Here is a 22,887-nt window from a genome sequence, read left to right as displayed (position 1 = left end):
ATTAACGTACCTTCAGCGTCGCCAGGCCAATCAGCACCAGCATCAGCGAAATAATCCAGAAGCGCACGATAACGCGCGGCTCCGGCCAGCCTTTCAGTTCATAGTGGTGGTGGATCGGCGCCATGCGGAAGATACGCTGACCGCGCAGCTTAAAGGAGCCGACCTGCAGGATCACCGACAGGGTCTCCACCACGAAAACGCCGCCCATAATCACCAGCAGGAATTCCTGACGCAGCAGCACGGCGATAATGCCCAGCGCGCCGCCGAGCGCCAGCGAACCGACGTCGCCCATAAAGACCTGCGCCGGATAGGTGTTAAACCACAGAAAGCCCAGCCCCGCGCCGACGATCGCCGTACAGACGATCACCAGTTCGCCGGCGTGGCGCAGATAGGGGATGTGCAGGTAGTTGGCGAAATTCATGTTACCGGTCGCCCACGCCACCAGCGCAAAACCCGCCGCGACGAAGACGGTGGGCATGATCGCCAGGCCGTCGAGACCGTCGGTCAGGTTAACCGCATTGCCGGTGCCGACGATCACAAAGTAGGCCAGCAGGATATAGAACAGCCCCAGCTGCGGCATAACGTCTTTAAAGAACGGCACCACCAGCTCGGTCGCCGGGGTGTCTTTCCCGGCCAGATAGAGCGCGAACGCCACGCCCAGCGCGATCACCGACATCCAGAAATATTTCCAGCGGGCGATCAGGCCTTTGGTGTCTTTGCGCACCACTTTACGGTAGTCATCAACGAAGCCGATGATCCCGTAGCCGATTAATACCGTCAGCACGCACCAGACGTACGGGTTGGAGGGGTAAGCCCACAGCAGCACTGACACGGTGATCGCGGTGAGGATCATGATCCCCCCCATGGTCGGCGTGCCGCGTTTGCTGAAGTGGGACTCCGGACCGTCGTTACGAACCACCTGGCCGAAGGAGAGTTTTTGCAGACGGGCGATCATGCGCGGGCCCATCCACAGAGAGATGAACAGCGCGGTCAGCAGGCTGACGATGGCGCGAAACGTCAAATACGAAAAGACGTTAAAGCCGGAATAATATTTGACCAAATGTTCGGCCAGCCATACTAACATGTCCCAGTCTCCTGTAATGCGCGTACTACCTCTTCCATGGCGGCACTACGTGAACCCTTCACTAAAATGGTCATTATCTTATGCTCCGCCAGCAGCTCGCGCAGGCGAGCCACCACGGCAGCTTTATCGTTAAAATGTTCGCCCACGCCGCTGGCGCGGCTGATATCCGCGCTCAAGGCGCCGACGCTGAGAACACAATCCAGCCCTGCCGCTTTCGCCGCTTCGCCGACTTCACGATGGCAAGCCGCGCTTTCCGCGCCAAGCTCCGCCATATCGCCGACCACCATCGTCCGGAAGCCGGGCATCTCTGACAGCACCTGCACCGCCGCGGTCATCGAACCGACGTTAGCGTTATAGGAGTCATCCAGCAGCAGCTGACTCTCGGTCAGGCGGATCGGGAACAGACGTCCCGGAACGGCCTGCAGCTGCGCCAGACCGGCTTTCACCGCCGCCAGATCGGCGCCTACCGCCATCGCCAGCGAGGTCGCCGCCAGCGCGTTAGCGATGTTGTGGCGTCCCGGCAGCGGCAGCAGTACGTCAACGTTGCCGGTTGGGGTCTGCAGCGTAAATTCGGTGCCGTGGCTGGTGATCTGCACGTTAGTCGCGGTGAAATCGCTGTTGGCCGCGTTCGGCGAGAAGCGCCACACTTTGCGATCGCCAATCACCGCCTGCCAGTTCAGCCAGTCGTTGTTGTCGGCATTGAGAATGGCGATGCCGTTTTCCGGCAGACCGGTATAGATTTCGCCCTTCGCCTTCGCCACGCCCGCCAGCGAGCCGAAACCTTCAAGGTGCGCGGCGGCAAGGTTGTTGACCAGCGCCGCTTCCGGACGCGTCAGGCTGACGGTCCAGGCGATTTCGCCCTGGTGGTTGGCGCCAAGCTCAATCACCGCGTACTGATGTTCTTTGGTCAGACGCAGCAGGGTCATCGGTACGCCGATATCGTTGTTCAGGTTGCCGGCGGTATACAGCGTGTTGCCGCACTGGCTGAGGATCGCCGCGGTCATCTCTTTGACCGAGGTTTTACCGGACGAGCCGGTCAGGGCGACGACGCGAGTCGGCACCTGCTGACGTACCCAGGCGGCCAACTCGCCGAAAGCCTGCCGGGTATCTTTCACAATCACCTGCGGGAGATCGCAGGGCAGCGGACGGCTCACCAGCAGCGCGCCGGCGCCTGCCACTTTCGCCTGTTCGGCAAAATCATGGGCGTCGAAACGCTCGCCTTTCAGCGCCACAAACAGGCAGCCCGCCGTGATTTTACGGGTGTCGGTGGTCACCTCGTCGATAGCGATATCGCTACCCTGCCGTTCGCCATGAGCGATCGCGGCGAGCTGGCTTAACGTAAAGCGAATCATGCTACCGCTCCCAGCAGACGCGCGACGGTGACGCGGTCGGAATAATCCAGACGACGGTTGCCGACGATCTGGTAATCTTCATGGCCTTTACCCGCCACCAGCACCACGTCGTTCTCCTGCGCCTGCATCACGGCGTTGGTCACCGCTTCCGCACGGCCTTCCATCACTTTTGCATGACCTGCATCGAGCATGCCGGCCAGAATATCGTTGATAATCGCCCGCGGCTCTTCGGTACGCGGGTTGTCGTCAGTGACGACCACGATATCGGCGAACTCTTCAGCAATCGCCCCCATCAGCGGACGCTTGCCTTTGTCGCGGTCTCCGCCGCAGCCGAAGACGCACCACAGCTTGCCGCTGCAGTGCAGGCGCGCGGCCTGCAGCGCTTTTTCCAGCGCGTCAGGCGTATGGGCATAATCCACCACCACGGCCGGTTTACCGGGCGCGCTGAACACTTCCATACGGCCGCATACCGGCTGTAAACGAGCCGCCGTTTTCAGCAGATCGGCCAGCGGATAGCCCAGCGCCAGCAGCGTGGCCAGCGCCAGCAGCAGGTTGCTGACGTTAAAGGCGCCCATCAGGCGACTTTCGATTTCACCGTTGCCCCAGCTGGAGTCAAACTGGATGGTGGCGCCGCTGTCGTGATAGTTGACCGCGGTGGCCTTCAGCCAGCGGCCGTGGCAGTTCGGATTGATATGATCTTCCATCGACACCGCCACCGCGTCCGGTAGCTTCGCCAGCCAGCGACGACCGACTTCATCGTCAGCGTTGACGATGGCCTGGCCGCAATGGTGGGTGGAGTACAGCAGCCATTTCGCCGCTTCGTAGTGCGCCATATCGCCATGGTAGTCGAGGTGGTCGCGGCTCAGGTTGGTAAATACCGAGGCGGCAAACTGCACGGCCGCCACGCGGTGCTGCACCAGCCCGTGGGAAGAGACTTCCATCGCGCCGAAGGTTGCCCCCTGCTCGACCAGGCCGGAAAGCACGTGCTGAACATCGACCGCAGAGCCGGTGGTGTTTTCGCTCGGCACCACTTTATCCAGCAGCCCGTTGCCGACGGTCCCCATCACCGCGCTGGTTTCGCCGAGCAGTTTCGCCCATTGCGCCAGAAGCTGGGTGGTGGTGGTTTTGCCGTTGGTACCGGTCACGCCCACCAGACGCAGCTGCTGCGACGGCTGATGATAAAAACGCCCGGCCAGCGCCGATAAACGTTCGTTAAGCTGGCTCAGGTAGATAACCGGCACGCCGTGCATTTCACGGATCTCACCGTCTTTCGCTTCGCCCTGCGCTTCAGCAATAATGGCAGCCACACCTTGCGCTATCGCCTGCGGGATATAACGACGCCCGTCCGCCTGATGACCCTGTACCGCGATAAAGAGATCGCCGGAAGCCGCCACCCGGCTGTCCAGCGTCATCTCTCGCAGAATGCGCTCCGGTGCGTTTGGCACCCATGGAGCGAGAAGGTCGCGCAAATTACGATCTGCCACCTGTTCCCTCGCCTTGATTAATTACAAATTCACTTTTTTCGCCCGTTGCCAGCGCATCCGGTTCGATGTTCATGGTGCGCAATACGCCGCCCATGATGGCACCGAACACCGGCGCGGAAACGGCGCCACCGTAGTATTTACCTGCCTGCGGGTCGTTGATCACCACCACCAGCGCAAAGCGCGGATGGCTGGCGGGCGCAACGCCTGCGGTGTAAGCAATATATTTGTTGATATAGCGGCCATCCGGCCCCACTTTTTTCGCCGTACCGGTTTTAATCGCGATGCGATAGCCTTTGATCGCCGCTTTCACGCCGCCGCCGCCGGGCAGCGCCACGCTTTCCATCATATGAACGACGGTACGAACGAGTGATTCCGGGAAGACACGCTCGCCCGGAACCGGTGGATCAACTTTGGTAATCGACAGCGGGCGATAGATGCCGTAGCTGCCAATCGTTGCGTAGACTCGCGCTAACTGTAACGGGGTTACCATTAGCCCGTAGCCGAAAGAAAAGGTGGCCCTCTCTATGTCAGACCACCGTTGTTTTTGAGGATATAAGCCACTGCGTTCTCCGACCAACCCCAAATTGGTCGCCTTTCCAAGCCCAAAACGTGAGTAAGTATCTACTAACGCTGAGGACGGCATCGCTAACGCCAGCTTAGAAACACCGACGTTACTCGACTTCTGTAGCACCCCGGTCAGGGTCAATTCGCTGTAGCGCGCCACGTCTTTAATTTCGTGGCCGTTAATTCGATAAGGCACGGTATTGAGCACGGTATTTTCGTTGACGATACCGCGCTGCAGCGCCGTCATCACCACCATCGGCTTCACCGTCGAACCCGGTTCGAAGACGTCGGTGATGGCGCGGTTACGCATGGTGTCTTTCGCCGTGCCGGCGAAGTTGTTTGGGTTGTAGGACGGGCTGTTGGCCATCGCCAGCACTTCGCCGGTGTTCACGTCCACTAACACCGCGCTGCCGGACTCGGCTTTGTTAAAGGCCACGGCGTTGTTCAGCTCACGATAGACCAGCGCCTGCAGACGCTCGTCGATACTCAGCGCCAGGTTGTGCGCCGCCTGGCTGTCGGTGGAAGAGATGTCTTCAATTACCCGGCCATAGCGGTCTTTACGCACGATACGCTCGCCCGGCTGGCCGGTGAGCCATTTATCAAAGCTTTTTTCGACCCCTTCAATCCCCTGGCTGTCGACGTTGGTAAAACCGATGAGGTGAGCGGTCACTTCCCCGGAAGGGTAGTAACGACGGGATTCTTCACGCAGATGAATGCCCGGCAGCTTCAGTTTTTTGATGTAGTCGGCCATGTCAGGGTTAACCTGACGCGCCAGATAGATGAAACGCATCCGCGGATTGGTATTGATGCGCGTCGCCAGCTGATCCAGCGGCATATTGAGGGCATCCGCCAGCGCCTTCCAGCGCGTATCCAGGGTTACCCCGCCGGCATCATGGAGTTCTTTCGGATCGGCCCAGATAGCTTTCACCGGCACGCTGACCGCCAGTGGACGTCCGGAGCGGTCGGTAATCATCCCGCGCGCGGTGGACACTTCCTGTACGCGCAGGGAACGCATATCGCCCTGACGCACCAGCATATCCGGGCTGACCACCTGTAGCCAGGCAACGCGCCCCAGCAGGAAAGTCAGCGCCAGCAGAATGCAGCCGCACAGCAACGCAAAACGCCAACTGATAAAGTTGGCCTGTTCTTCCTGACGTTTTGCTTTTGGCGTTTTTGGCGCTGCTTTCATCCGTCGCAATAATCCTTATTTCTGTACAACGATATTTTCTTGTGATGGATCGACGTGTTGCATCTGCAACTTCTCGGTCGCGATCCGTTCAACCCGACTGTGATCGCCGAGCGCGTTCTCTTCGAGGATCAGGTTGCGCCACTCAATGTCCAGGGCGTCGCGTTCCAGAACCAGTTGTTCACGCTGCGCGGTCAACAGGCGCGTGTGGTGCGCGGTGGTGACCACGGTAATCGCCGTAATAATGATGCAAATGAACAGGCAGAGTGGCAGTTTCCCAAACCGCAGAAGGTCGTCCCCGATCACGCCAGGCAAAGCATGGCGCTCGTTGCTTCCAATCGACCCTTTAACTTTGCTTAAGGCCTCTGTCACTCTGCCGATCATGCGTTCGTCCTCTCTGCGATACGCAGCACTGAACTACGGGCACGTGGATTCTCTGCCACCTCTTCTTCGCCCGGCATCAACTTGCCTAGTGCTCGTAACTCACGGCCGCCCAGTTTTTTGAGCTGCGATTCGGTCATCGGTATTCCCGCCGGAACCTGCGGACCGCGGCTTTGCTCACGCATAAAGCGCTTTACAATGCGATCTTCCAGCGAATGAAAACTAATGATCGACAGCCGCCCGCCCGGGGCCAGCACGCTGAGCGAGCTTTTTAGCGCCTGCTCTATCTCCTCCAGTTCACTGTTTACCCAAATGCGCACCGCCTGGAAGGTACGGGTCGCGGGATGTTTGTGCTTATCTTTTACCGGCATCGCCGCGGCGATGACCTCCGCCAGCTCTTTGGTGCGGGTCATCGGTGCAATGCGATTACGTTCGACGATCGCGCGGGCGATCCGTTTACCGAAACGCTCTTCGCCGAAGGTTTTAATCACCCAGGCGATATCCGCTTCTTCAGCGGTCTGCAGCCATTCGGCCGCGGACTGACCGCGCGTCGGATCCATGCGCATATCCAGCGGCCCGTCGCGCATAAAGGAAAAGCCGCGTTCCGCATCGTCAAGCTGCGGGGAAGAGACGCCAAGATCGAGCAGAATGCCGTCGATCTTACCGGTAAGATTGCGCTCGCCGACGTACTCAGCAAGCTGTGAAAATGGACCATGTACGATGGAAAAGCGGGGATCATCGATGGTTTGCGCGACGGCAATCGCCTGAGGATCGCGATCGATTGCCAGCAAGCGTCCTTCCGCTCCCAGTTGGGAGAGGATCAGGCGCGAGTGACCGCCGCGACCAAAGGTACCATCAATATAGATACCGTCTGGACGAATATTGAGGCCGTTGACGGCTTCATCCAGAAGTACCGTAGTGTGTTTAAAATTTTCCATCATTTTTATAAAGACAAATCCTGCAGGCGCTCCGACAGTTCACCGGTCGCGGACTGCTCAGCGTCGATATCTTCCTTGACCCGTTGATACCAGGTCGTTTCGTCCCACAGTTCAAATTTATTAAACTGCCCGACCAGCATCACTTCTTTTGTCAGCCCGGCATGCTGCCGTAACACCGGCGCTATCAGCAAGCGACCGGCATTATCCATCTGACATTCGCTGGCATGACCCAGAAGCAAACGCTGTACGCGCCGCTCAACGGGATTCATGCTCGATAAACGCGACAATTTCTGCTCGATGACTTCCCATTCAGGCAATGGATAAAGCAGCAGGCACGGGTGATGAATGTCAATGGTGCATACCAATTGACCGGCAGCGTCCTCGATCAGCCCATCGCGATAGCGCGTTGGCACGGCCAGGCGGCCTTTGCTGTCGAGATTGACTAACGTTGCTCCACGGAACATGCCAGCCTCACCCCTTTTCGCCACTTTATCCCACAAATTCCCACCACAAGGAGTTTACGGAGCGGAGGAAAAGCTTGTCAAGCCAGCACGAATGCCAACGGAGCTCAAAAACCCATTATTTACAGCCGACATTAGCCCTGATGAAAAAATCATCAACAGGCGAGGCAAATTAACGTTATGAATACGTGTAAGAAAATAACCAACAAACTCGTAACAGTTATAAACATCAAAATATCTTCGGCGGGAAAATATAAAGTGTCAGTTTGCGACGCGAGCGGCATTTTAGGCCATTATGCCGGCCGTTAACAGTACCTGTTGCTGGCTGAAGGGCTGACCAGGCGCGGGATAAGGCAGGAGAGAAAGGTTGGGGCTAACAAAATGGGTGTTAATTCAGCAATTAACCTGGTGAATGTAACAAAATAATACAATTAAAGCCGGCACAATCATTTTTTGTGTCCCGTTTTGAGTCACAAAACGATTGCCAGCGAATAAAACAAAATAACGCGTAAAGAAGTTTAGGGATTTGTCTGAAATATATTCAGTTTTGCATTCTGGACGTCAGTTGCCTGATTTATCGCCAACGGCCTGCTCTCTGGCAGGCCTGCCAGGATTAATCCTGGGTGCTGACGATATTGCGCCCTTAACGGCGATTCAGGCTGCCGCGGCGATAAAGATTACGACGAATACGGCTGAGGCCCGGCTTCGGCTTGCGCGGTTCATCGAGGCTGGCGAGGACGATCTCGAGCACCCGCTCAGCGACATCGCGATGGCGCTGGGCCACGGCCAGTACCGGACACTGCAGGAAATCGAGCAGCTCATTATCGCCGAAGGTGGCGATCGCCAGCTCGGAAGGCAGTTTACCCTCACGGCGCAGCGTCACATCCATGACGCCCTGCAGCAACGGGAAAGAGGTGGTGAACAGCGCCTGCGGCATCGGATGGGTTTCAAGCCATTTCTCAAACAGCTGGGCCGCCGCTTCTCGCTCGTAGCTGTTGGCATAGAGATAATGCACCTCACGCGGATCGTCCTGCCAGGCTTTACGGAAGCCTTGCTCGCGCAGGAAGCTCACCGACAGTTCCGGCAGCGCGCCCAGATAAAGCACCGTTTCGCCGGGAAAGGTCCGCAACTCGGCGGCGAGCATCTCGGCATCGTCCTGGTCAGCGCCGACGACGCTGGTGAAGTGCTCGCGGTCAAGGGCGCGGTCGAGGGCGACAATCGGAAACGGATCGTTAGCCCAGCGCTGATAAAAAGGGTGCTCCGGCGGCAGCGAGGTGGAAACAATGATGGCGTCCACCTGGCGCTGTAGCAGATGCTCGATACAGCGCATTTCGTTATCGGGCTGATCCTCCGAGCAGGCAATCAGCAACTGATAGCCGCGCTGGCGCGCCTGCCGCTCCAGATAATTTGCAATGCGGGTATAGCTGGTGTTCTCCAGATCCGGGATCACCAGACCGATAGAGCGTGTGCGTCCTGCACGCAGGCCAGCAGCGACCGCATTCGGGTGATAGTTGTGCTCTCGCACGACAGCCATCACTTTTTCGACCGTTTTGTCGCTTACGCGGTACTGCTTCGCTTTGCCATTAATCACATAGCTCGCGGTGGTTCTTGAAACACCGGCCAGCCGGGCGATTTCATCCAGTTTCACAATTGCCCCTTGGGTAAGAAGTGCCAAACATAACCATTATTCAGGTATGGAACCCTTTTTATAACATCTAAGCGCAGAATAGTTAGCGCAGCAACCGCTTTCGCTTACAGTTCCTACTGATTTCGCAAAAAAAAAGCCCGACAGTCGCTGCCGGGCTATTTTTGCATCAGTTCCCGATCCTCAGCGCATGATTTTATCACCGCGAGACAGGCCGACCACGCCGGAGCGAGCCACTTCCACGATCCGAGCGACATCGCGCAGAGAGGCCAGGAAAGCGTCGAGCTTATCGCTGGTGCCGGCGAGTTGAACGGTATAGATAGAAGGCGTCACGTCGATAATCTGTCCACGAAAGATTTCGGTGTTGCGCTTCACTTCTTCACGGCCGTAACCGCTGGCCTGGACCTTCACCAGCATGATTTCGCGTTCGACATGAGCCCCCTGCCCCAGCTCGCTGACCCGCAGGACATCCACCAGCTTGTGCAGCTGCTTTTCAATCTGCTCGATCGCTTTTTCATCGCCCACGGTCTGGATGGTCATCCTGGAGAGGGTCGGATCGTCCGTCGGGGCGACAGTCAGGCTTTCTATATTATAGCCGCGCTGGGAAAAGAGGCCGATAACGCGGGACAATGCGCCCGATTCGTTTTCCAGTAATACCGATAATATCCGGCGCATAATCAGGTCCTCTCCGTTTTGCTCAACCACATTTCATCCATGCCGCCGCCGCGGATCTGCATGGGGTACACATGCTCACTGCCGTCGACGGTGACATCGACAAACACCAGCCGGCGCTGTCGCACCTGCTCCAGGGCTTCTGCAAGCTTCGTCTCCAGCTCCTGCGGCTCGCTGATGCGGATCCCAACGTGGCCATAGGCTTCCGCCAGACGAACGAAGTCCGGCAGCGACTCCATATAGGACTGCGAGTGGCGCCCGGAATAGAGCATATCCTGCCACTGCTTCACCATCCCCAGATAGCGGTTGTTGAGGTTAAGCACCAGGACCGGCAGCTCATACTGCAGCGCAGTAGAGAGTTCCTGAATGTTCATCTGAATACTGCCGTCACCGGTCACGCAGACGACCATTTCGTCCGGCAGAGCCATTTTGACCCCCAGCGCAGCCGGTAGGCCAAAGCCCATGGTGCCGAGGCCACCGGAGTTAATCCAGCGCCGCGGCTTGTCGAAGGGGTAATAGAGGGCGGCGAACATCTGGTGCTGACCCACATCGGAAGTGACATAGGCATCGCCCTGAGTCAGGCGCCAGATCGTTTCTATCACCGCCTGCGGTTTGATCTTGTCGCTCTGGTCGTCGTAGCGCAGGCAATGGCGGGCGCGCCACTGCTCAATCTGCTGCCACCAGTCGCGAATGTCGTCCAGCGGCTGCTGCGCCTCTTCCTGCTCCAGCAGCTCCAGCATCTGCTCCAGCACCAGCCGGGCATCGCCGACGATCGGCACATCTGCTGGCACGGTTTTCGAGATTGAGGTCGGATCGATATCGATATGCAGCACAGTTGCGTTCGGACAGTATTTGGCCAGGTTATTGGTGGTCCGATCGTCAAAGCGAACGCCGACGGCAAAAATCACGTCTGAATGGTGCATGGTCATGTTGGCTTCATAAGTGCCGTGCATGCCCAGCATCCCCAGCGCCTGCGAGTGCGTCGCCGGGAAAGCGCCCAGCCCCATCAGGGAGGAGGCCACCGGCAGCTTCAGCTTTTCCACCAGCTCGCGCAGCTGAGGTTCGCAATGCGCATTGATCGCCCCGCCGCCGACGTAGACGACCGGCTTGCTCGCCGCCACCAGGGTCTGCAGGGCGCGTTTGATCTGGCCTTTATGACCGCTGGTCGTCGGGTTATACGAGCGCATGCTGACCGCGTCTGGCCAGACGTACGGCAGTTTCTTCGCCGGATTGAGTATATCCTTCGGCAGATCGACCACCACCGGCCCGGGGCGACCGCTGGCCGCCAGCCAGAAGGCTTTCTTCAGCACGCCGGGAATATCTTCGGTCTGCTTCACCAGGAAACTGTGCTTCACCACCGGGCGGGAAATCCCCACCATGTCGCACTCCTGGAAGGCATCGTAGCCGATAAGCGATGTCGCCACTTGCCCGGAGAGGATCACCAGCGGGATAGAGTCCATATAGGCCGTCGCGATACCGGTGATGGCGTTCGTCGCCCCAGGCCCTGAGGTCACCAGCACCACACCGACCTCCCCGGTCGCTCGCGCCAGGCCATCCGCCATATGCACCGCCGCCTGCTCGTGGCGAACCAGCACATGATCGATACCGCCAAGGGTATGTAACGCATCATAGATATCGAGGACTGCGCCTCCGGGATAGCCGAATACTTGCTTGACGCCCTGATCGACAAGCGATTGGACGACCATCTCGGCTCCTGACAACATCTCCATGGTTTGCCTCCAGGCTTATTGTTTTACGACAGCGGAACTCAATTTCCGCGCGCTCGCACGATGCGAAGGAGTACCCCTCCGCACTGAGGTGAATGGACTGCATGCCACTACCATAACTGCTCGCCAGCAGGCAGGCAATTCGCCACCGGAGATGCTTTCTAAGTAGAATAAGAAGAAAAACAAGCGGAGAGAGGAAAATATGGTGGAATGCTTCAGATATAAGAAAAGAGAATAGTAAATACTCGGAGAAAAGGCGCGATAGCAGGAATTGATCCATTTTTTGTTAACGGGCGGAGAGCAACCGAAAGGGTAAACAGCATAAAATTCTGCATTATTGTAATTAAATCATATAAAAAAAGGAGCCGAAGCCCCTTTCATGCTTATTGCCATCGGCTCAGCGCTGACAAATATCCACCAGCAGCTCTTCCATCCACTGATGACCTTTATCGCGACCCGCCGCTTCGTGCCAGGAGAGATAGCAGGTCCGGCTATTCACCTTCAGCGGCAGAGGTAATATTTGCAGCGCTAACTTATCGGCAAACTCATTTGCCAGCCAGCGCGGCGCAATGGCCACCATCTGCGTTTGCGACACCACGTTTAATACGCTGACCATCGCATTACCTTGATACGCGATGCGCGCTTGTTTATCGGCGGTGTCATACCACGGCAGACTGAATGAGGCATACCGATCGAGAGCCACCGCGGCATGCTCCTCGCGATAAATATCAGCCTCCATCACCGGTCCGGAGATACGCGGATGGTTGCGGCTAGCCACCAGAACCATTTCATCTTTGAATAGCGGTACACAGGCAAACTCAGGACGACGAAATTCTTCATAACCGATCACAAATTCCGTTTCCTGATAACGTAACTGATGTTCCGTATTTTGATTAAGCGCTGATTTAAAGACTAAATGAATATTGGGCGCGATTTCGGCGACTTTATTAAAAATCACCGACGTCAGGATGTTATCCAGCGGGCTACAGACGCACAGATTGAAAACACGCTCACTGCTCAAGGGTTCAAAACCGGAGCCTGGCAATTCGTTTTGTACCAGCTGCAGCGCCTGACGCACTGAGCCAAACAGCTGATAGGCCCGCGCCGTCGGCTGAATACCGCGGCCATAGCGCACAAACAGCTCATCATTAAACATCACTTTCAGACGTGAAACCGCGTTGCTCACCGCCGGTTGAGACATGCCGAGCGTATGGGCGGCACGGGTAATATTCTGTTCCTGCATAACCGCATCAAAAACGGTAAGCAGATTGAGATCAACCATCCGTAGTTGAGGTTTTACGACTTCCTGTCCGGGGGCTGATTTATATTCTGGACTTTCAATTAACATATCTAGTTCCGCCGTCACGATGAATTCCCTTTACTAAACCGCTATAATTAGCGCCGAAAATATCATTTATCATGCCAATGACATTTGCAAAATAGCAAAGGTGTATTTTAGGAATATATCAAGGCTATGAGTGGCAGTGTCAAACCGGTACCACCGGAATAAATAAACTGCTCAAACAATATGAGTTACTTAATGAAGATGAGTCTAACCATAATCCAGGAAAATAAAAACAACACCAATGGTTAACTGTAACTTAAGCAATAATAAAGTATTTTATTTTCCACCCCATAAAATTAACAACTATTTATCATTGAAAAAAGATCCGCTAAGGGGTAGACATATTCACACGAAAAATAAATATAATTATTTCATTCAGATAGCGATTTTTGACCGCTTCGCTCGCGGCGCATCGTGAGCGAGGCCTTTAATGCAAAGTGCATTTTCAAATGAAACATATCCCTGTGTGCCCCCGCAGGTCCAAAATAGGATCTTCGGCAAAAAAGGGCTAACATCAGCACAATTAGCTAATTCACGCCGCGGACCAAAAACGCTTTTTCCATGCCAGGGGTTGACTTTGAAACGGCTATCCAGTAACTCTAAAAGCATAACGATTTCATCTGGAGTTTGACGCAATGATTCGCACCACTCGCATCACCAGCCTACTACTACTAAACGCATGCCATTTGCGCGGTAGGCTGTTGGGCGACGTTCAGCGTTAAGTCATCTTCCAGCAAGACTATAAAACCCGCGCCTTGGCGCGGGTTTTTTTATGCTCGTCAACAAGGCGCCAGGACACAGACTAAGGATCCAAACCATGAGCCAGCAAGTCATTATTTTCGATACGACCTTACGTGATGGCGAACAAGCGTTACAGGCAAGCCTGAGTGTCAAAGAGAAGCTGCAGATTGCTCTGGCCCTCGAGCGCATGGGTGTTGACGTGATGGAAGTCGGTTTCCCGGTTTCTTCTCCGGGCGATTTTGAATCCGTGCAGACCATCGCGCGCACCATCAAAAACAGCCGCGTGTGCGCCCTGGCGCGCTGCGTCGAGAAAGACATCGACGTGGCGGCGGAATCCTTAAAAGTGGCAGAAGCGTTCCGTATCCACACCTTCATCGCCACCTCGCCGATGCATATCGCCACCAAACTGCGCAGCACCCTGGATGAGGTCATTGAACGCGCGGTTTATATGGTGAAGCGGGCGCGCAACTACACTAACGATGTCGAGTTCTCCTGTGAAGACGCCGGCCGTACGCCGATTGCTGACCTGGCTCGCGTCGTGGAAGCCGCGATTAACGCTGGCGCCACCACCATTAATATTCCGGATACCGTCGGCTACACCATGCCGTTCGAGTACGCCAACATTATCAGCGGCCTGTATGAGCGCGTACCGAATATCGACAAAGCCATTATCTCCGTCCATACCCATGATGACCTGGGTATTGCCGTCGGCAACGCCCTCGCCGCGGTCCACGCCGGAGCCCGCCAGGTAGAAGGCGCGATGAACGGTATCGGCGAGCGCGCCGGCAACTGCGCGCTGGAAGAGGTCATCATGGCGATTAAAGTGCGCAAAGACATCATGAACGTGCACACCAATATCAACCACCATGAAATCTGGCGCACCAGCCAGACCGTCAGCCAGATCTGCAACATGCCGATCCCGGCGAACAAAGCCATCGTCGGCACCGGCGCCTTCGCCCACTCCTCCGGTATCCACCAGGACGGCGTGCTGAAGAACCGCGAAAACTACGAAATCATGACCCCGGAATCCATCGGCCTGAACCAGGTGCAGCTGAATCTGACTTCCCGCTCCGGCCGCGCGGCGGTGAAACACCGGATGGAAGAGATGGGTTACCAGGAGAGCGATTACAACCTGGATCACCTGTACGACGCGTTCCTGAAGCTGGCGGACAAAAAAGGCCAGGTCTTCGATTACGATCTGGAAGCGCTGGCGTTTATCAACAAGCAGCAGGAAGAGCCAGAGCATTTCCGCCTGGATTACTTCAACGTTCAGTCCGGCTCCAGCGATATCGCCACCGCCTCGATCAAGCTGGTCTGCGGGGATGAGATCAAAACCGAAGCCGCCAACGGCAACGGTCCGGTTGATGCTATCTACCAGGCGATTAACCGCGTCACCGATTACAACATTGAATTAGTGAAATATGGCTTAAGCGCGAAAGGCCACGGCAAAGACGCCCTGGGCCAGGTGGATATCGTCGTTGACTACAACGGTCGCCGTTTCCACGGGGTTGGTCTGGCAACGGATATCGTAGAGTCGTCAGCCAAAGCGATGGTTCACGTGCTGAACAACATCTGGCGCGCCGCCGAAGTCGAAAAAGAATTGCAACGCAAAGCTCAGAATAAAGAGAACAATAAGGAAACCGTGTAATGTCGAAGAATTACCATATTGCCGTTTTGCCGGGTGATGGCATTGGCCCGGAAGTGATGAACCAGGCGATGAAAGTACTGGAAGCCGTGCGCCAACGTTTTGCCATGCACATTACCACCAGCCAGTACGACGTCGGCGGCGCGGCCATCGACCGTCAGGGAACGCCCCTGCCGCAGGCGACCGTCGCCGGATGCGAGCAGGCGGACGCGATCCTGTTCGGCTCTGTCGGCGGCCCGAAGTGGGAACACCTGCCGCCCGCAGAACAGCCAGAGCGCGGCGCCCTGCTGCCGCTGCGTAAACACTTTAAACTGTTCAGCAACCTGCGCCCGGCCAAACTGTATCAGGGGCTGGAAGAGTTCTGCCCGCTGCGCGCCGACATCGCCGCCAACGGCTTCGACATTCTCTGCGTTCGCGAACTGACCGGCGGCATCTACTTCGGTCAGCCGAAAGGTCGCGAAGGCAGCGGTCAGCATGAGAAAGCTTTTGATACCGAGGTGTATCACCGCTTTGAAATCGAACGTATCGCGCGCATCGCGTTTGAATCCGCCCGTAAACGTCGTCACAAAGTGACCTCCATCGATAAAGCCAACGTCCTGCAGTCGTCCATTCTGTGGCGCGAAATCGTCACCGAGATCGGCAAGGAGTATCCGGACGTTGAGCTGGCGCATATGTATATCGATAACGCCACCATGCAGCTGATTAAAGATCCGTCCCAGTTCGACGTGCTGCTGTGCTCCAACCTGTTCGGCGACATCCTCTCCGACGAGTGCGCAATGATCACCGGCTCGATGGGTATGCTGCCCTCCGCCAGCCTCAACGAACAAGGTTTCGGCCTGTACGAGCCAGCGGGCGGCTCGGCGCCGGATATCGCCGGCAAAAATATCGCTAACCCGATCGCGCAGATCCTCTCCCTGGCGCTGCTGCTGCGCTATAGCCTCGACGCTGACGAGGCGGCGAGCGCGATTGAAAGCGCGATTAACCGCGCTCTGGAGGAAGGCGTTCGTACCGGCGATTTAGCGCGCGGCACGGCGGCGGTCAGCACTGATGAAATGGGCGATATCATTGCCCGCTATGTCGCAGAAGGGGTGTAATCATGGCGAAGACGTTATACGAAAAATTGTTTGATGCGCACGTGGTGTATGAGGCGCAAAACGAAACTCCGCTGTTGTATATCGACCGCCATCTGGTGCATGAAGTCACCTCCCCGCAGGCCTTTGACGGCCTGCGCGCCCACGGCCGCCAGGTGCGCCAGCCGGGTAAAACCTTCGCCACCATGGATCACAACGTCTCGACGCAGACCAAAGATATTAACGCGTCCGGCGAGATGGCCCGCATTCAGATGCAGGAGCTGATTAAGAACTGTAAAGAGTTCGGCGTTGAGCTGTACGATCTGAACCACCCGTACCAGGGCATCGTTCACGTGATGGGCCCGGAACAAGGGGTTACCCTGCCGGGGATGACCATTGTGTGCGGCGACTCCCATACCGCCACCCACGGCGCCTTCGGCGCGCTGGCCTTCGGCATCGGCACCTCCGAAGTAGAGCATGTGCTGGCGACCCAGACCCTGAAACAGGGTCGTGCGAAAACCATGAAAATCGAAGTGCAAGGCAAAGCGGCGCCGGGCATCACCGCCAAAGATATCGTGTTGGCGATCATTGGTAAAACCGGCAGCGCCGGCGGCACCGGCCACGTGGTGGAGTTCTGCGGCGAAGCGATCCGCGATCTGAGCATGGAAGGCCGCATGACCCTGTGCAACATGGCGATCGAGATGGGCGCGAAAGCGGGCCTGGTCGCGCCGGATGAAACCACCTTCAATTACGTACGCGGCCGTCTGCACGCGCCGAAAGGCAAAGATTTTGACGATGCGGTGGCGTACTGGAAAACCCTGAAAACCGACGACGGCGCCACATTTGACACCGTAGTGACGCTGCAGGCGGCTGAGATTGCCCCGCAGGTGACCTGGGGCACCAACCCGGGCCAGGTGATTTCGGTCAGCGATAATATCCCCGATCCTGCGTCGTTCAGCGACCCGGTGGAACGCGCCAGCGCCGAGAAAGCGCTGGCCTATATGGGGCTGAAATCCGGCATTCCGCTGACGGAAGTGGCTATCGATAAAGTATTCATCGGCTCCTGTACCAACTCGCGTATCGAAGATTTGCGCGCGGCGGCGGAAATCGCCAAAGGGCGTAAAGTGGCGCCGGGCGTCCAGGCGCTGGTGGTGCCGGGTTCCGGTCCGGTGAAAGCGCAAGCGGAAGCGGAAGGCCTGGATAAGATCTTTATCGAAGCCGGCTTTGAGTGGCGCTTACCGGGCTGCTCTATGTGTCTGGCGATGAACAACGACCGCCTGAACCCGGGCGAGCGCTGCGCCTCCACCAGCAACCGTAATTTTGAAGGCCGCCAGGGCCGCGGCGGACGCACGCACCTGGTGAGCCCGGCAATGGCCGCGGCGGCAGCTGTGACCGGCCATTTCGCCGATATCCGTAATCTGAAGTAAGGAGACCATCATGGCAGAGAAATTTACCCAACATACCGGCCTGGTGGTTCCGCTGGATGCTGCAAACGTCGATACCGACGCGATCATTCCCAAGCAGTTTCTGCAGAAAGTGACCCGCACCGGCTTTGGCGCGCACCTGTTCAACGACTGGCGCTTCCTCGACGATAAAGGTCAACAGCCGAACCCGGAGTTCGTGCTGAACTTTCCTGAGTACAAAGGCGCATCTATCCTGCTGGCGCGGGAAAACTTCGGCTGTGGCTCCTCGCGCGAGCATGCGCCGTGGGCGCTGACCGATTACGGTTTTAAAGTCGTTATCGCCCCAAGCTTTGCCGATATTTTCTACGGCAACAGCTTCAACAACCAGCTGCTGCCGGTGACGTTGAGCGATGAGCAGGTCGACGAGCTGTTCAAACTGGTGCAGGCCAAACCGGGCATTACGTTTGAAGTGGACCTGGAAGCGCAGGTGGTTAAAGCGGGGGATAAAACCTACAGCTTTAAGATCGACGATTTCCGTCGCCACTGCATGCTCAATGGCCTGGATAGCATCGGCCTGACGCTGCAACATGAAGCGGCTATTTCCGACTATGAGCACAAGCTGCCGGCGTTTATGAATTAATCTTCGCGCCCGGTCATTTGACCGGGCTTTTTAGTTTATTGCGGCAGAAAATTGAGATCTTACGCACAAAAAACAATATTGCTTCGCCGATCGTCAGCCCATGACGTTGGCCTGCCCCACGCGATAAAGACGAATGATTCCGCTTTCCTCCCCCTGACCTGCGTGGTTTATGTATTATCCCTTCACTGCAAGTAAAAATAAGGTACGAGTGTTTAATATAAAAATATAACAATGTGAAAAAAGCGTTAATCTCATAGAGAACCCCTATAGCTCACAGCAAAAAAAAGCATTATTTTTCGATTTTTCGCCTCGCTATCTTTTCCCACAGAGAAATATTAACTAAGGACACGCCCGGGCCCCCGCATAGCGGCTTCCCGGCCTCCTGTGGAGAGAAGAGATGAGCCACTATCCGCACCTTTTCAGTCCGTTGACCATCAACGGCATGACGCTAAAAAACCGCATTATTATGCCCCCGATGGGCACCAATATGGCCACGCTCAATGGCGAGGTCTCGCAGGAACAGCTGGAATACTACGAACTGCGGGCCAAAGGCGGCACCGGGCTTATCACCATCGAAAACATCTGTATTGATTTTCCTTTCGCCTCCAACGGCACCACCCAGCTGCGGATCGATAACGATCAATATATCCCACGGCTGTTTAAATTAACCGAGACCCTGCATAAACATGGCGCCTGCGTATCCATTCAGTTAAATCACGCAGGCGCTTCGGCTTATGCCTACCGCCTCGAAGGTCAGACACCGCTCTCCTCCTCGACGACACCCTCGAAAAAGCACGGTAATATTCCGCGGCCAATGACCCATGAGGAAATTTATCACGCGGTGGAAAAATTCGGTGACGCCGCAGAGCGCGTTCGTCGCGCGGGTTTTGACTGCGTCGAAATTCATGCCGGCCACTCCTATTTAATTAGCCAGTTTTTATCGCCGCTATTTAACAAGCGCACCGATGAATTTGGCGGCAGCGTCGAAAACCGCACCCGGATATTAAGTCTGATTGTCGATAAAGTTCGCGCCTGCGTCGGGCCGCGTTTTCCGGTCAGCCTGCGCATTAGCGCCGACGACTTCCTCAAGGGCGGCAATACCCTCGAAGATTCTCTGCGCATCCTTGAGCTCTGCCAGGAGAAGGTCGATATCATCAACGTCTCGGCGGCGCAGAACGACAACCTGAATCTGCAAATCGACCAGATGTCGCTGGAGGATGGCTGGAAGCGTTATCTCTCCCGCGCGGTGCGCGATAAATTCCATAAGCCCACGGTCATCGCCGGCAATATCCGTACCCCGCAGGTGGCCGAGGATATCCTCGCCAGCGGCGATGCCGATCTCATTGCCATTGGTCGCGGTCTGATTGCCGAGCCGGAGTGGGTGCAGAAGGTGCAAAGCGGTAAAGAACGCCTGATGCGCAAATGCATCTCCTGCAACATCGGCTGCGCCGACCATCGCATCGCCCGCTCGCGCCCGCTGCGCTGTTCAATTAACCCGGACATCATTCACGGCGATACCTACAAAACGCGGCGCGTTAATCGCGAAACGAACGTGGTCGTCATCGGCGCTGGCACTGCCGGGATGGAGGCCGCCTGCACCGCGGCGGAAGTCGGCTGCCACACCTGGCTGCTGGAGGCGAAAAATCACGTCGGCGGTCTCGCCAGCGATATCGCCCGTCTGCCGGAGAAAAAACGCATCGCGGATTTCCCGCAGTTTATGAAAAACCGCATCGCCACGCTGGACAACCTGATGCTGCAGGTCGGCAAACGGGCAGACGTAGCCTCGGTTTCCGCCCTGCGTCCGCATCTGATCGTCAATGCCACCGGCTCGACCCCCCTGCTGCCGCCTATTGCAGGACTGCGGGAGAATATTGACGCCGCGGAAGGCAAGGTCTTTTCCATTACCGGCATGATCGACAATCTGGCGAAATTTACCCATGTCGAGGGCAAACGCATCGCCGTTGTCGGCGCGGGCGCCGTTGGCCTTGACGTCATCGAATACTTTACCGCTCGCGGCGCGCAAGCGGTATTAATCGAAATGCAGGACGCCGCCGGTCGCGATCTCGACATTATTACCAGGAATGCCATGTTGACCATGCTCGACGAGCACCAGGTCGAACAGCACATGAATACGCAACTGATGGCGGTGGCTGCCGACCATTTCCAGGTGAAAAATACACAGCATACCTTCGATATCCCCTTCGACTACGGCTTTGTCTGCCTGGGGATGCGCGCCAACCGGACGGGTCTCGACGAGATCGAGCGCTGGGCCAATGCCAATAACGTCAAAATCATGAATATCGGCGACAGCGTGATGGCGCGACGCATTATCGACGGCATCCGCGAAGGCCGCAACGTGCTGGACACCCTCGAAGACATGGGCGCGCTGGGCAGCCGCGAAGCACAACGAATTCCCTTTCTAACTTATTGAGGATTTTTGTCATGGCAGAACGTATTACTGGACACACTGAGCTGATTGGTCTGATCGCCACCCCGATTCGCCACAGCATGTCGCCCACCATGCACAACGAGGCTTTCGCCCATCTCGGGCTGGACTACGTCTACCTGGCTTTTGAAGTCGGTAATCAGGAGCTGAAAAACGTTGTGCAGGGCTTCCGGGCTTTGAAGCTGCGCGGCTTTAACGTCTCTATGCCGAACAAAACCGAGATTTGCCAGTATCTCGATAAGCTCTCGCCGGCGGCGCAGCTGGTCGGGGCAGTGAATACCGTGGTCAATGACGACGGCGTACTGACCGGGCATATTACCGACGGCACCGGCTATATGCGCGCCCTTAGCGAAGCGGGTATCGATATTATTGGCAAGAAGATGACCGTGCTCGGCGCCGGCGGCGCGGCGACTGCGCTCTGCGTCCAGGCGGCACTGGATGGCGTGAAAGCGATCTCGATCTTCAACCGTCGCGATAAATTCTTCGCCAACGCCGAAGAAACGGTAGCCAAGATCCGCAACAACACGCGCTGCGAGATCCATCTGTTCGATCTCGACGATCATGACAAACTGCGTGCTGAAATCGACAGCAGCGTGATCCTGACCAATGCCACCGGGGTCGGCATGAAGCCGTTCGAAGGCCAGATGCTGCTCCCGGACGACAGCTTCCTGCGTCCGGACCTGATCGTCTCCGACGTCGTGTACAACCCGCGCAAAACCCACCTGCTGGAAGTGGCTGAGAAAAAAGGCTGCCGTACGCTAAACGGCCTCGGGATGATGCTGTGGCAAGGCGCGCGCGCGTTCGAAATCTGGACGGGTAAACAGATGCCGGTTGATTACATCAAAAGCATCCTGTTCTAAGGGGCAAGCGATGAAAAATAAATACGTCCCTACCGCGGCAGGGCTGTACCTCAACTACCTGATTCATGGCATGGGGGTGCTGCTGATCACCCTCAACATGGCCCATCTCCAGGAGCAGTGGGGAACAGACGCTGCCGGCGTATCAGTGGTGATCTCCTCGTTAGGGATCGGCAAACTGGCGACCATCGTGACCGGCTTTCTGTCGGATCGCTTTGGTCGTAAGCCCTTTATCTATCTGGGGATCCTCAGCTATCTGATCTTTTTTATCGGCATTCTGCTGACCAAAAATATCTATCTGGCCTATGTCTTCGGCATTATGGCGGGCCTGGCGAACAGCTTCCTCGACTCCGGCACCTATCCGGCGCTGATGGAATCTTTCCCGCATTCCGCCAGCCGGGCCAACGTGCTGATCAAAGCCTTCGTCTCCGCCGGACAGTTCCTGCTGCCGTTCATTATCAGCTTCCTGATCTGGGCGAATCTGTGGTTCGGCTGGTCGTTCGTGATTGCGGCAGCGCTGTTTGTTGTGAGCGGCCTCTATTTGCTCAAAATGCCGTTCCCGGATAGCCAGGCGGCGAAAAAAGAGGCCACCCCAGGGCCACAGGCGGAAACCTCCGCCCGTCCGCAGGCCAACAAACTGGATATGGTGATCTTCACCCTGTACGGCTATATCGGCATGGCGACCTTCTATCTGGTCAGCCAGTGGCTGGCGCAGTACGGTCAGTTCGTGGTCGGTCTGCCCTATGCCTCGGCGATTAAGCTGCTCAGCATCTATACCGTCGGGTCGCTGGTCTGCGTTTTCGTGACCGCCGCCTTCGTCAAAGAGGTGTTCAGCTCCGCCGTCGCTATGATCATCTATACTGGCCTGTCGATGGTCTCGCTGCTGCTGGTATGCCTGTTCCCGACGCCGATGATGGTTACCGGCTTCGCCTTTGTCATCGGCTTTGCCGCCGCGGGCGGAGTGCTACAGCTGGGAGCGACGATCATGGCGATGAGCTTCCCGAACGGGAAAGGCAAGGCAACCGGCATCTTCTACACCGCCGGCAGTATCGCCAGCTTCACGATCCCGCTGATCACCGCCAAACTTTCGCAGATCAGTATTGCCAGCATTATGTGGTTTGATTTTGCGATCGCCGTGATCGGCTTTGTGATCGCCCTGTACATCGGCTATCGTCAACTGCAGGCTCGGGCGGCGCAAAAAGTATCACCCACCGCAGTCACCGCCTGAGGTTCAACGCGAATAATA

General features: G+C 56.7%; 19 protein-coding genes. 8 read left to right on the top strand and 11 right to left on the bottom strand.

Features of this window, described 5'->3' with window-relative positions:
* Position 1 precedes the first annotated feature (1 nt).
* From mraY to leuO, 11 genes are all read right to left on the bottom strand, one after another.
* Positions 2 to 1,084 carry a phospho-N-acetylmuramoyl-pentapeptide-transferase gene (gene mraY, locus AC6CWS_RS04955; RefSeq protein WP_004204335.1) on the bottom strand — a complete coding sequence of 361 codons (1,083 nt, stop codon included), beginning with the start codon at positions 1,082 to 1,084 and terminating at the stop codon, positions 2 to 4.
* Positions 1,078 to 2,436, bottom strand: a complete 1,359-nt coding sequence (murF, locus tag AC6CWS_RS04950) for a UDP-N-acetylmuramoyl-tripeptide--D-alanyl-D-alanine ligase (protein WP_065882760.1) — start codon at positions 2,434 to 2,436, stop codon at positions 1,078 to 1,080. Before murF ends, mraY begins: the two co-directional genes overlap by 7 nt.
* Positions 2,433 to 3,920 (bottom strand): UDP-N-acetylmuramoyl-L-alanyl-D-glutamate--2,6-diaminopimelate ligase, encoded by a 1,488-nt coding sequence (murE, locus tag AC6CWS_RS04945; RefSeq protein WP_023291978.1) that lies wholly within the window; start codon positions 3,918 to 3,920, stop codon positions 2,433 to 2,435. Before murE ends, murF begins: the two co-directional genes overlap by 4 nt.
* Positions 3,907 to 5,673: a peptidoglycan glycosyltransferase FtsI gene (locus tag AC6CWS_RS04940; protein ID WP_023291977.1), complete on the bottom strand. Its 1,767-nt coding sequence runs from the start codon at positions 5,671 to 5,673 to the stop codon at positions 3,907 to 3,909. Before AC6CWS_RS04940 ends, murE begins: the two co-directional genes overlap by 14 nt.
* A 15-nt stretch (positions 5,674 to 5,688) precedes the next feature.
* The gene (ftsL, locus tag AC6CWS_RS04935; protein WP_002888550.1) at positions 5,689 to 6,054 is read right to left on the bottom strand and encodes a cell division protein FtsL; all 366 of its coding nucleotides are present in this window, start codon (positions 6,052 to 6,054) and stop codon (positions 5,689 to 5,691) included.
* Entirely contained in the window at positions 6,051 to 6,992 is a 942-nt protein-coding gene (rsmH, locus tag AC6CWS_RS04930; RefSeq protein ID WP_004204328.1) for a 16S rRNA (cytosine(1402)-N(4))-methyltransferase RsmH, read from the bottom strand. The genes ftsL and rsmH overlap by 4 nt, the downstream gene beginning before the upstream one ends.
* A gap of 2 nt (positions 6,993 to 6,994) precedes the next feature.
* On the bottom strand, positions 6,995 to 7,453 hold the full coding sequence (gene mraZ / locus AC6CWS_RS04925; protein WP_004204327.1) for a division/cell wall cluster transcriptional repressor MraZ: 459 nt from the start codon (positions 7,451 to 7,453) through the stop codon (positions 6,995 to 6,997).
* Positions 7,454 to 8,093: 640 nt separating this feature from the next.
* Entirely contained in the window at positions 8,094 to 9,098 is a 1,005-nt protein-coding gene (cra, locus tag AC6CWS_RS04920; RefSeq protein ID WP_004145952.1) for a catabolite repressor/activator, read from the bottom strand.
* A 180-nt stretch (positions 9,099 to 9,278) separates the two neighbouring features.
* Positions 9,279 to 9,770, bottom strand: coding sequence for an acetolactate synthase small subunit (gene ilvN / locus AC6CWS_RS04915; RefSeq protein ID WP_002888536.1), 492 nt, complete (start codon positions 9,768 to 9,770; stop codon positions 9,279 to 9,281).
* Positions 9,771 to 9,772: 2 nt separating this feature from the next.
* On the bottom strand, positions 9,773 to 11,497 hold the full coding sequence (gene ilvI, locus AC6CWS_RS04910; RefSeq protein ID WP_002888534.1) for an acetolactate synthase 3 large subunit: 1,725 nt from the start codon (positions 11,495 to 11,497) through the stop codon (positions 9,773 to 9,775).
* A gap of 394 nt (positions 11,498 to 11,891) precedes the next feature.
* Positions 11,892 to 12,860, bottom strand: coding sequence for a transcriptional regulator LeuO (leuO, locus tag AC6CWS_RS04905; protein ID WP_072140386.1), 969 nt, complete (start codon positions 12,858 to 12,860; stop codon positions 11,892 to 11,894).
* A gap of 614 nt (positions 12,861 to 13,474) precedes the next feature.
* Between leuO and leuL the strand changes: the two genes are divergently transcribed.
* From leuL to AC6CWS_RS04865, 8 genes are all read left to right on the top strand, one after another.
* Positions 13,475 to 13,561, top strand: a complete 87-nt coding sequence (gene leuL / locus AC6CWS_RS04900; protein ID WP_017901192.1) for a leu operon leader peptide — start codon at positions 13,475 to 13,477, stop codon at positions 13,559 to 13,561.
* A gap of 95 nt (positions 13,562 to 13,656) precedes the next feature.
* Positions 13,657 to 15,228: a 2-isopropylmalate synthase gene (leuA, locus tag AC6CWS_RS04895; protein ID WP_023291975.1), complete on the top strand. Its 1,572-nt coding sequence runs from the start codon at positions 13,657 to 13,659 to the stop codon at positions 15,226 to 15,228.
* Positions 15,228 to 16,319, top strand: a complete 1,092-nt coding sequence (gene leuB, locus AC6CWS_RS04890; protein ID WP_023291974.1) for a 3-isopropylmalate dehydrogenase — start codon at positions 15,228 to 15,230, stop codon at positions 16,317 to 16,319. The genes leuA and leuB overlap by 1 nt, the downstream gene beginning before the upstream one ends.
* Before the next feature lie 2 nt (positions 16,320 to 16,321).
* Positions 16,322 to 17,722 (top strand): 3-isopropylmalate dehydratase large subunit, encoded by a 1,401-nt coding sequence (gene leuC, locus AC6CWS_RS04885; RefSeq protein ID WP_023291973.1) that lies wholly within the window; start codon positions 16,322 to 16,324, stop codon positions 17,720 to 17,722.
* A gap of 10 nt (positions 17,723 to 17,732) precedes the next feature.
* Positions 17,733 to 18,338 (top strand): 3-isopropylmalate dehydratase small subunit, encoded by a 606-nt coding sequence (gene leuD, locus AC6CWS_RS04880; RefSeq protein ID WP_048336394.1) that lies wholly within the window; start codon positions 17,733 to 17,735, stop codon positions 18,336 to 18,338.
* Between the two features lie 397 nt (positions 18,339 to 18,735).
* Positions 18,736 to 20,769, top strand: a complete 2,034-nt coding sequence (locus tag AC6CWS_RS04875; RefSeq protein ID WP_065882763.1) for an oxidoreductase — start codon at positions 18,736 to 18,738, stop codon at positions 20,767 to 20,769.
* Between the two features lie 11 nt (positions 20,770 to 20,780).
* Complete coding sequence (locus tag AC6CWS_RS04870; protein ID WP_065882764.1) at positions 20,781 to 21,644, top strand: shikimate dehydrogenase; 864 nt, start codon at positions 20,781 to 20,783, stop codon at positions 21,642 to 21,644.
* 10 nt (positions 21,645 to 21,654) lie between these two features.
* Positions 21,655 to 22,869 (top strand): MFS transporter, encoded by a 1,215-nt coding sequence (locus AC6CWS_RS04865; RefSeq protein ID WP_032453837.1) that lies wholly within the window; start codon positions 21,655 to 21,657, stop codon positions 22,867 to 22,869.
* Positions 22,870 to 22,887: the final 18 nt, after the last annotated feature.

It is taken from the genome of Klebsiella sp. M041 (assembly GCF_059759695.1).
Note: the sequence above shows the minus strand (reverse complement) of the source record. Positions and strands in the feature narration are given on the sequence as shown.

Excerpts from the sequence above, each read along its gene's own strand:
- mraY (WP_004204335.1), bottom strand. The coding sequence starts at position 1,084 with ATGTTAGTATGGCTGGCCGAACATTTGGTCAAATATTATTCCGGCTTT.
- murF (WP_065882760.1), bottom strand. The coding sequence starts at position 2,436 with ATGATTCGCTTTACGTTAAGCCAGCTCGCCGCGATCGCTCATGGCGAA.
- AC6CWS_RS04940 (WP_023291977.1), bottom strand. The coding sequence starts at position 5,673 with ATGAAAGCAGCGCCAAAAACGCCAAAAGCAAAACGTCAGGAAGAACAG.
- ftsL (WP_002888550.1), bottom strand. The coding sequence starts at position 6,054 with ATGATCGGCAGAGTGACAGAGGCCTTAAGCAAAGTTAAAGGGTCGATT.
- rsmH (WP_004204328.1), bottom strand. The coding sequence starts at position 6,992 with ATGATGGAAAATTTTAAACACACTACGGTACTTCTGGATGAAGCCGTC.
- mraZ (WP_004204327.1), bottom strand. The coding sequence starts at position 7,453 with ATGTTCCGTGGAGCAACGTTAGTCAATCTCGACAGCAAAGGCCGCCTG.
- ilvN (WP_002888536.1), bottom strand. The coding sequence starts at position 9,770 with ATGCGCCGGATATTATCGGTATTACTGGAAAACGAATCGGGCGCATTG.
- ilvI (WP_002888534.1), bottom strand. The coding sequence starts at position 11,497 with ATGGAGATGTTGTCAGGAGCCGAGATGGTCGTCCAATCGCTTGTCGAT.
- leuL (WP_017901192.1), top strand. The coding sequence starts at position 13,475 with ATGATTCGCACCACTCGCATCACCAGCCTACTACTACTAAACGCATGC.
- leuA (WP_023291975.1), top strand. The coding sequence starts at position 13,657 with ATGAGCCAGCAAGTCATTATTTTCGATACGACCTTACGTGATGGCGAA.
- leuB (WP_023291974.1), top strand. The coding sequence starts at position 15,228 with ATGTCGAAGAATTACCATATTGCCGTTTTGCCGGGTGATGGCATTGGC.
- leuC (WP_023291973.1), top strand. The coding sequence starts at position 16,322 with ATGGCGAAGACGTTATACGAAAAATTGTTTGATGCGCACGTGGTGTAT.
- leuD (WP_048336394.1), top strand. The coding sequence starts at position 17,733 with ATGGCAGAGAAATTTACCCAACATACCGGCCTGGTGGTTCCGCTGGAT.
- AC6CWS_RS04875 (WP_065882763.1), top strand. The coding sequence starts at position 18,736 with ATGAGCCACTATCCGCACCTTTTCAGTCCGTTGACCATCAACGGCATG.
- AC6CWS_RS04870 (WP_065882764.1), top strand. The coding sequence starts at position 20,781 with ATGGCAGAACGTATTACTGGACACACTGAGCTGATTGGTCTGATCGCC.
- AC6CWS_RS04865 (WP_032453837.1), top strand. The coding sequence starts at position 21,655 with ATGAAAAATAAATACGTCCCTACCGCGGCAGGGCTGTACCTCAACTAC.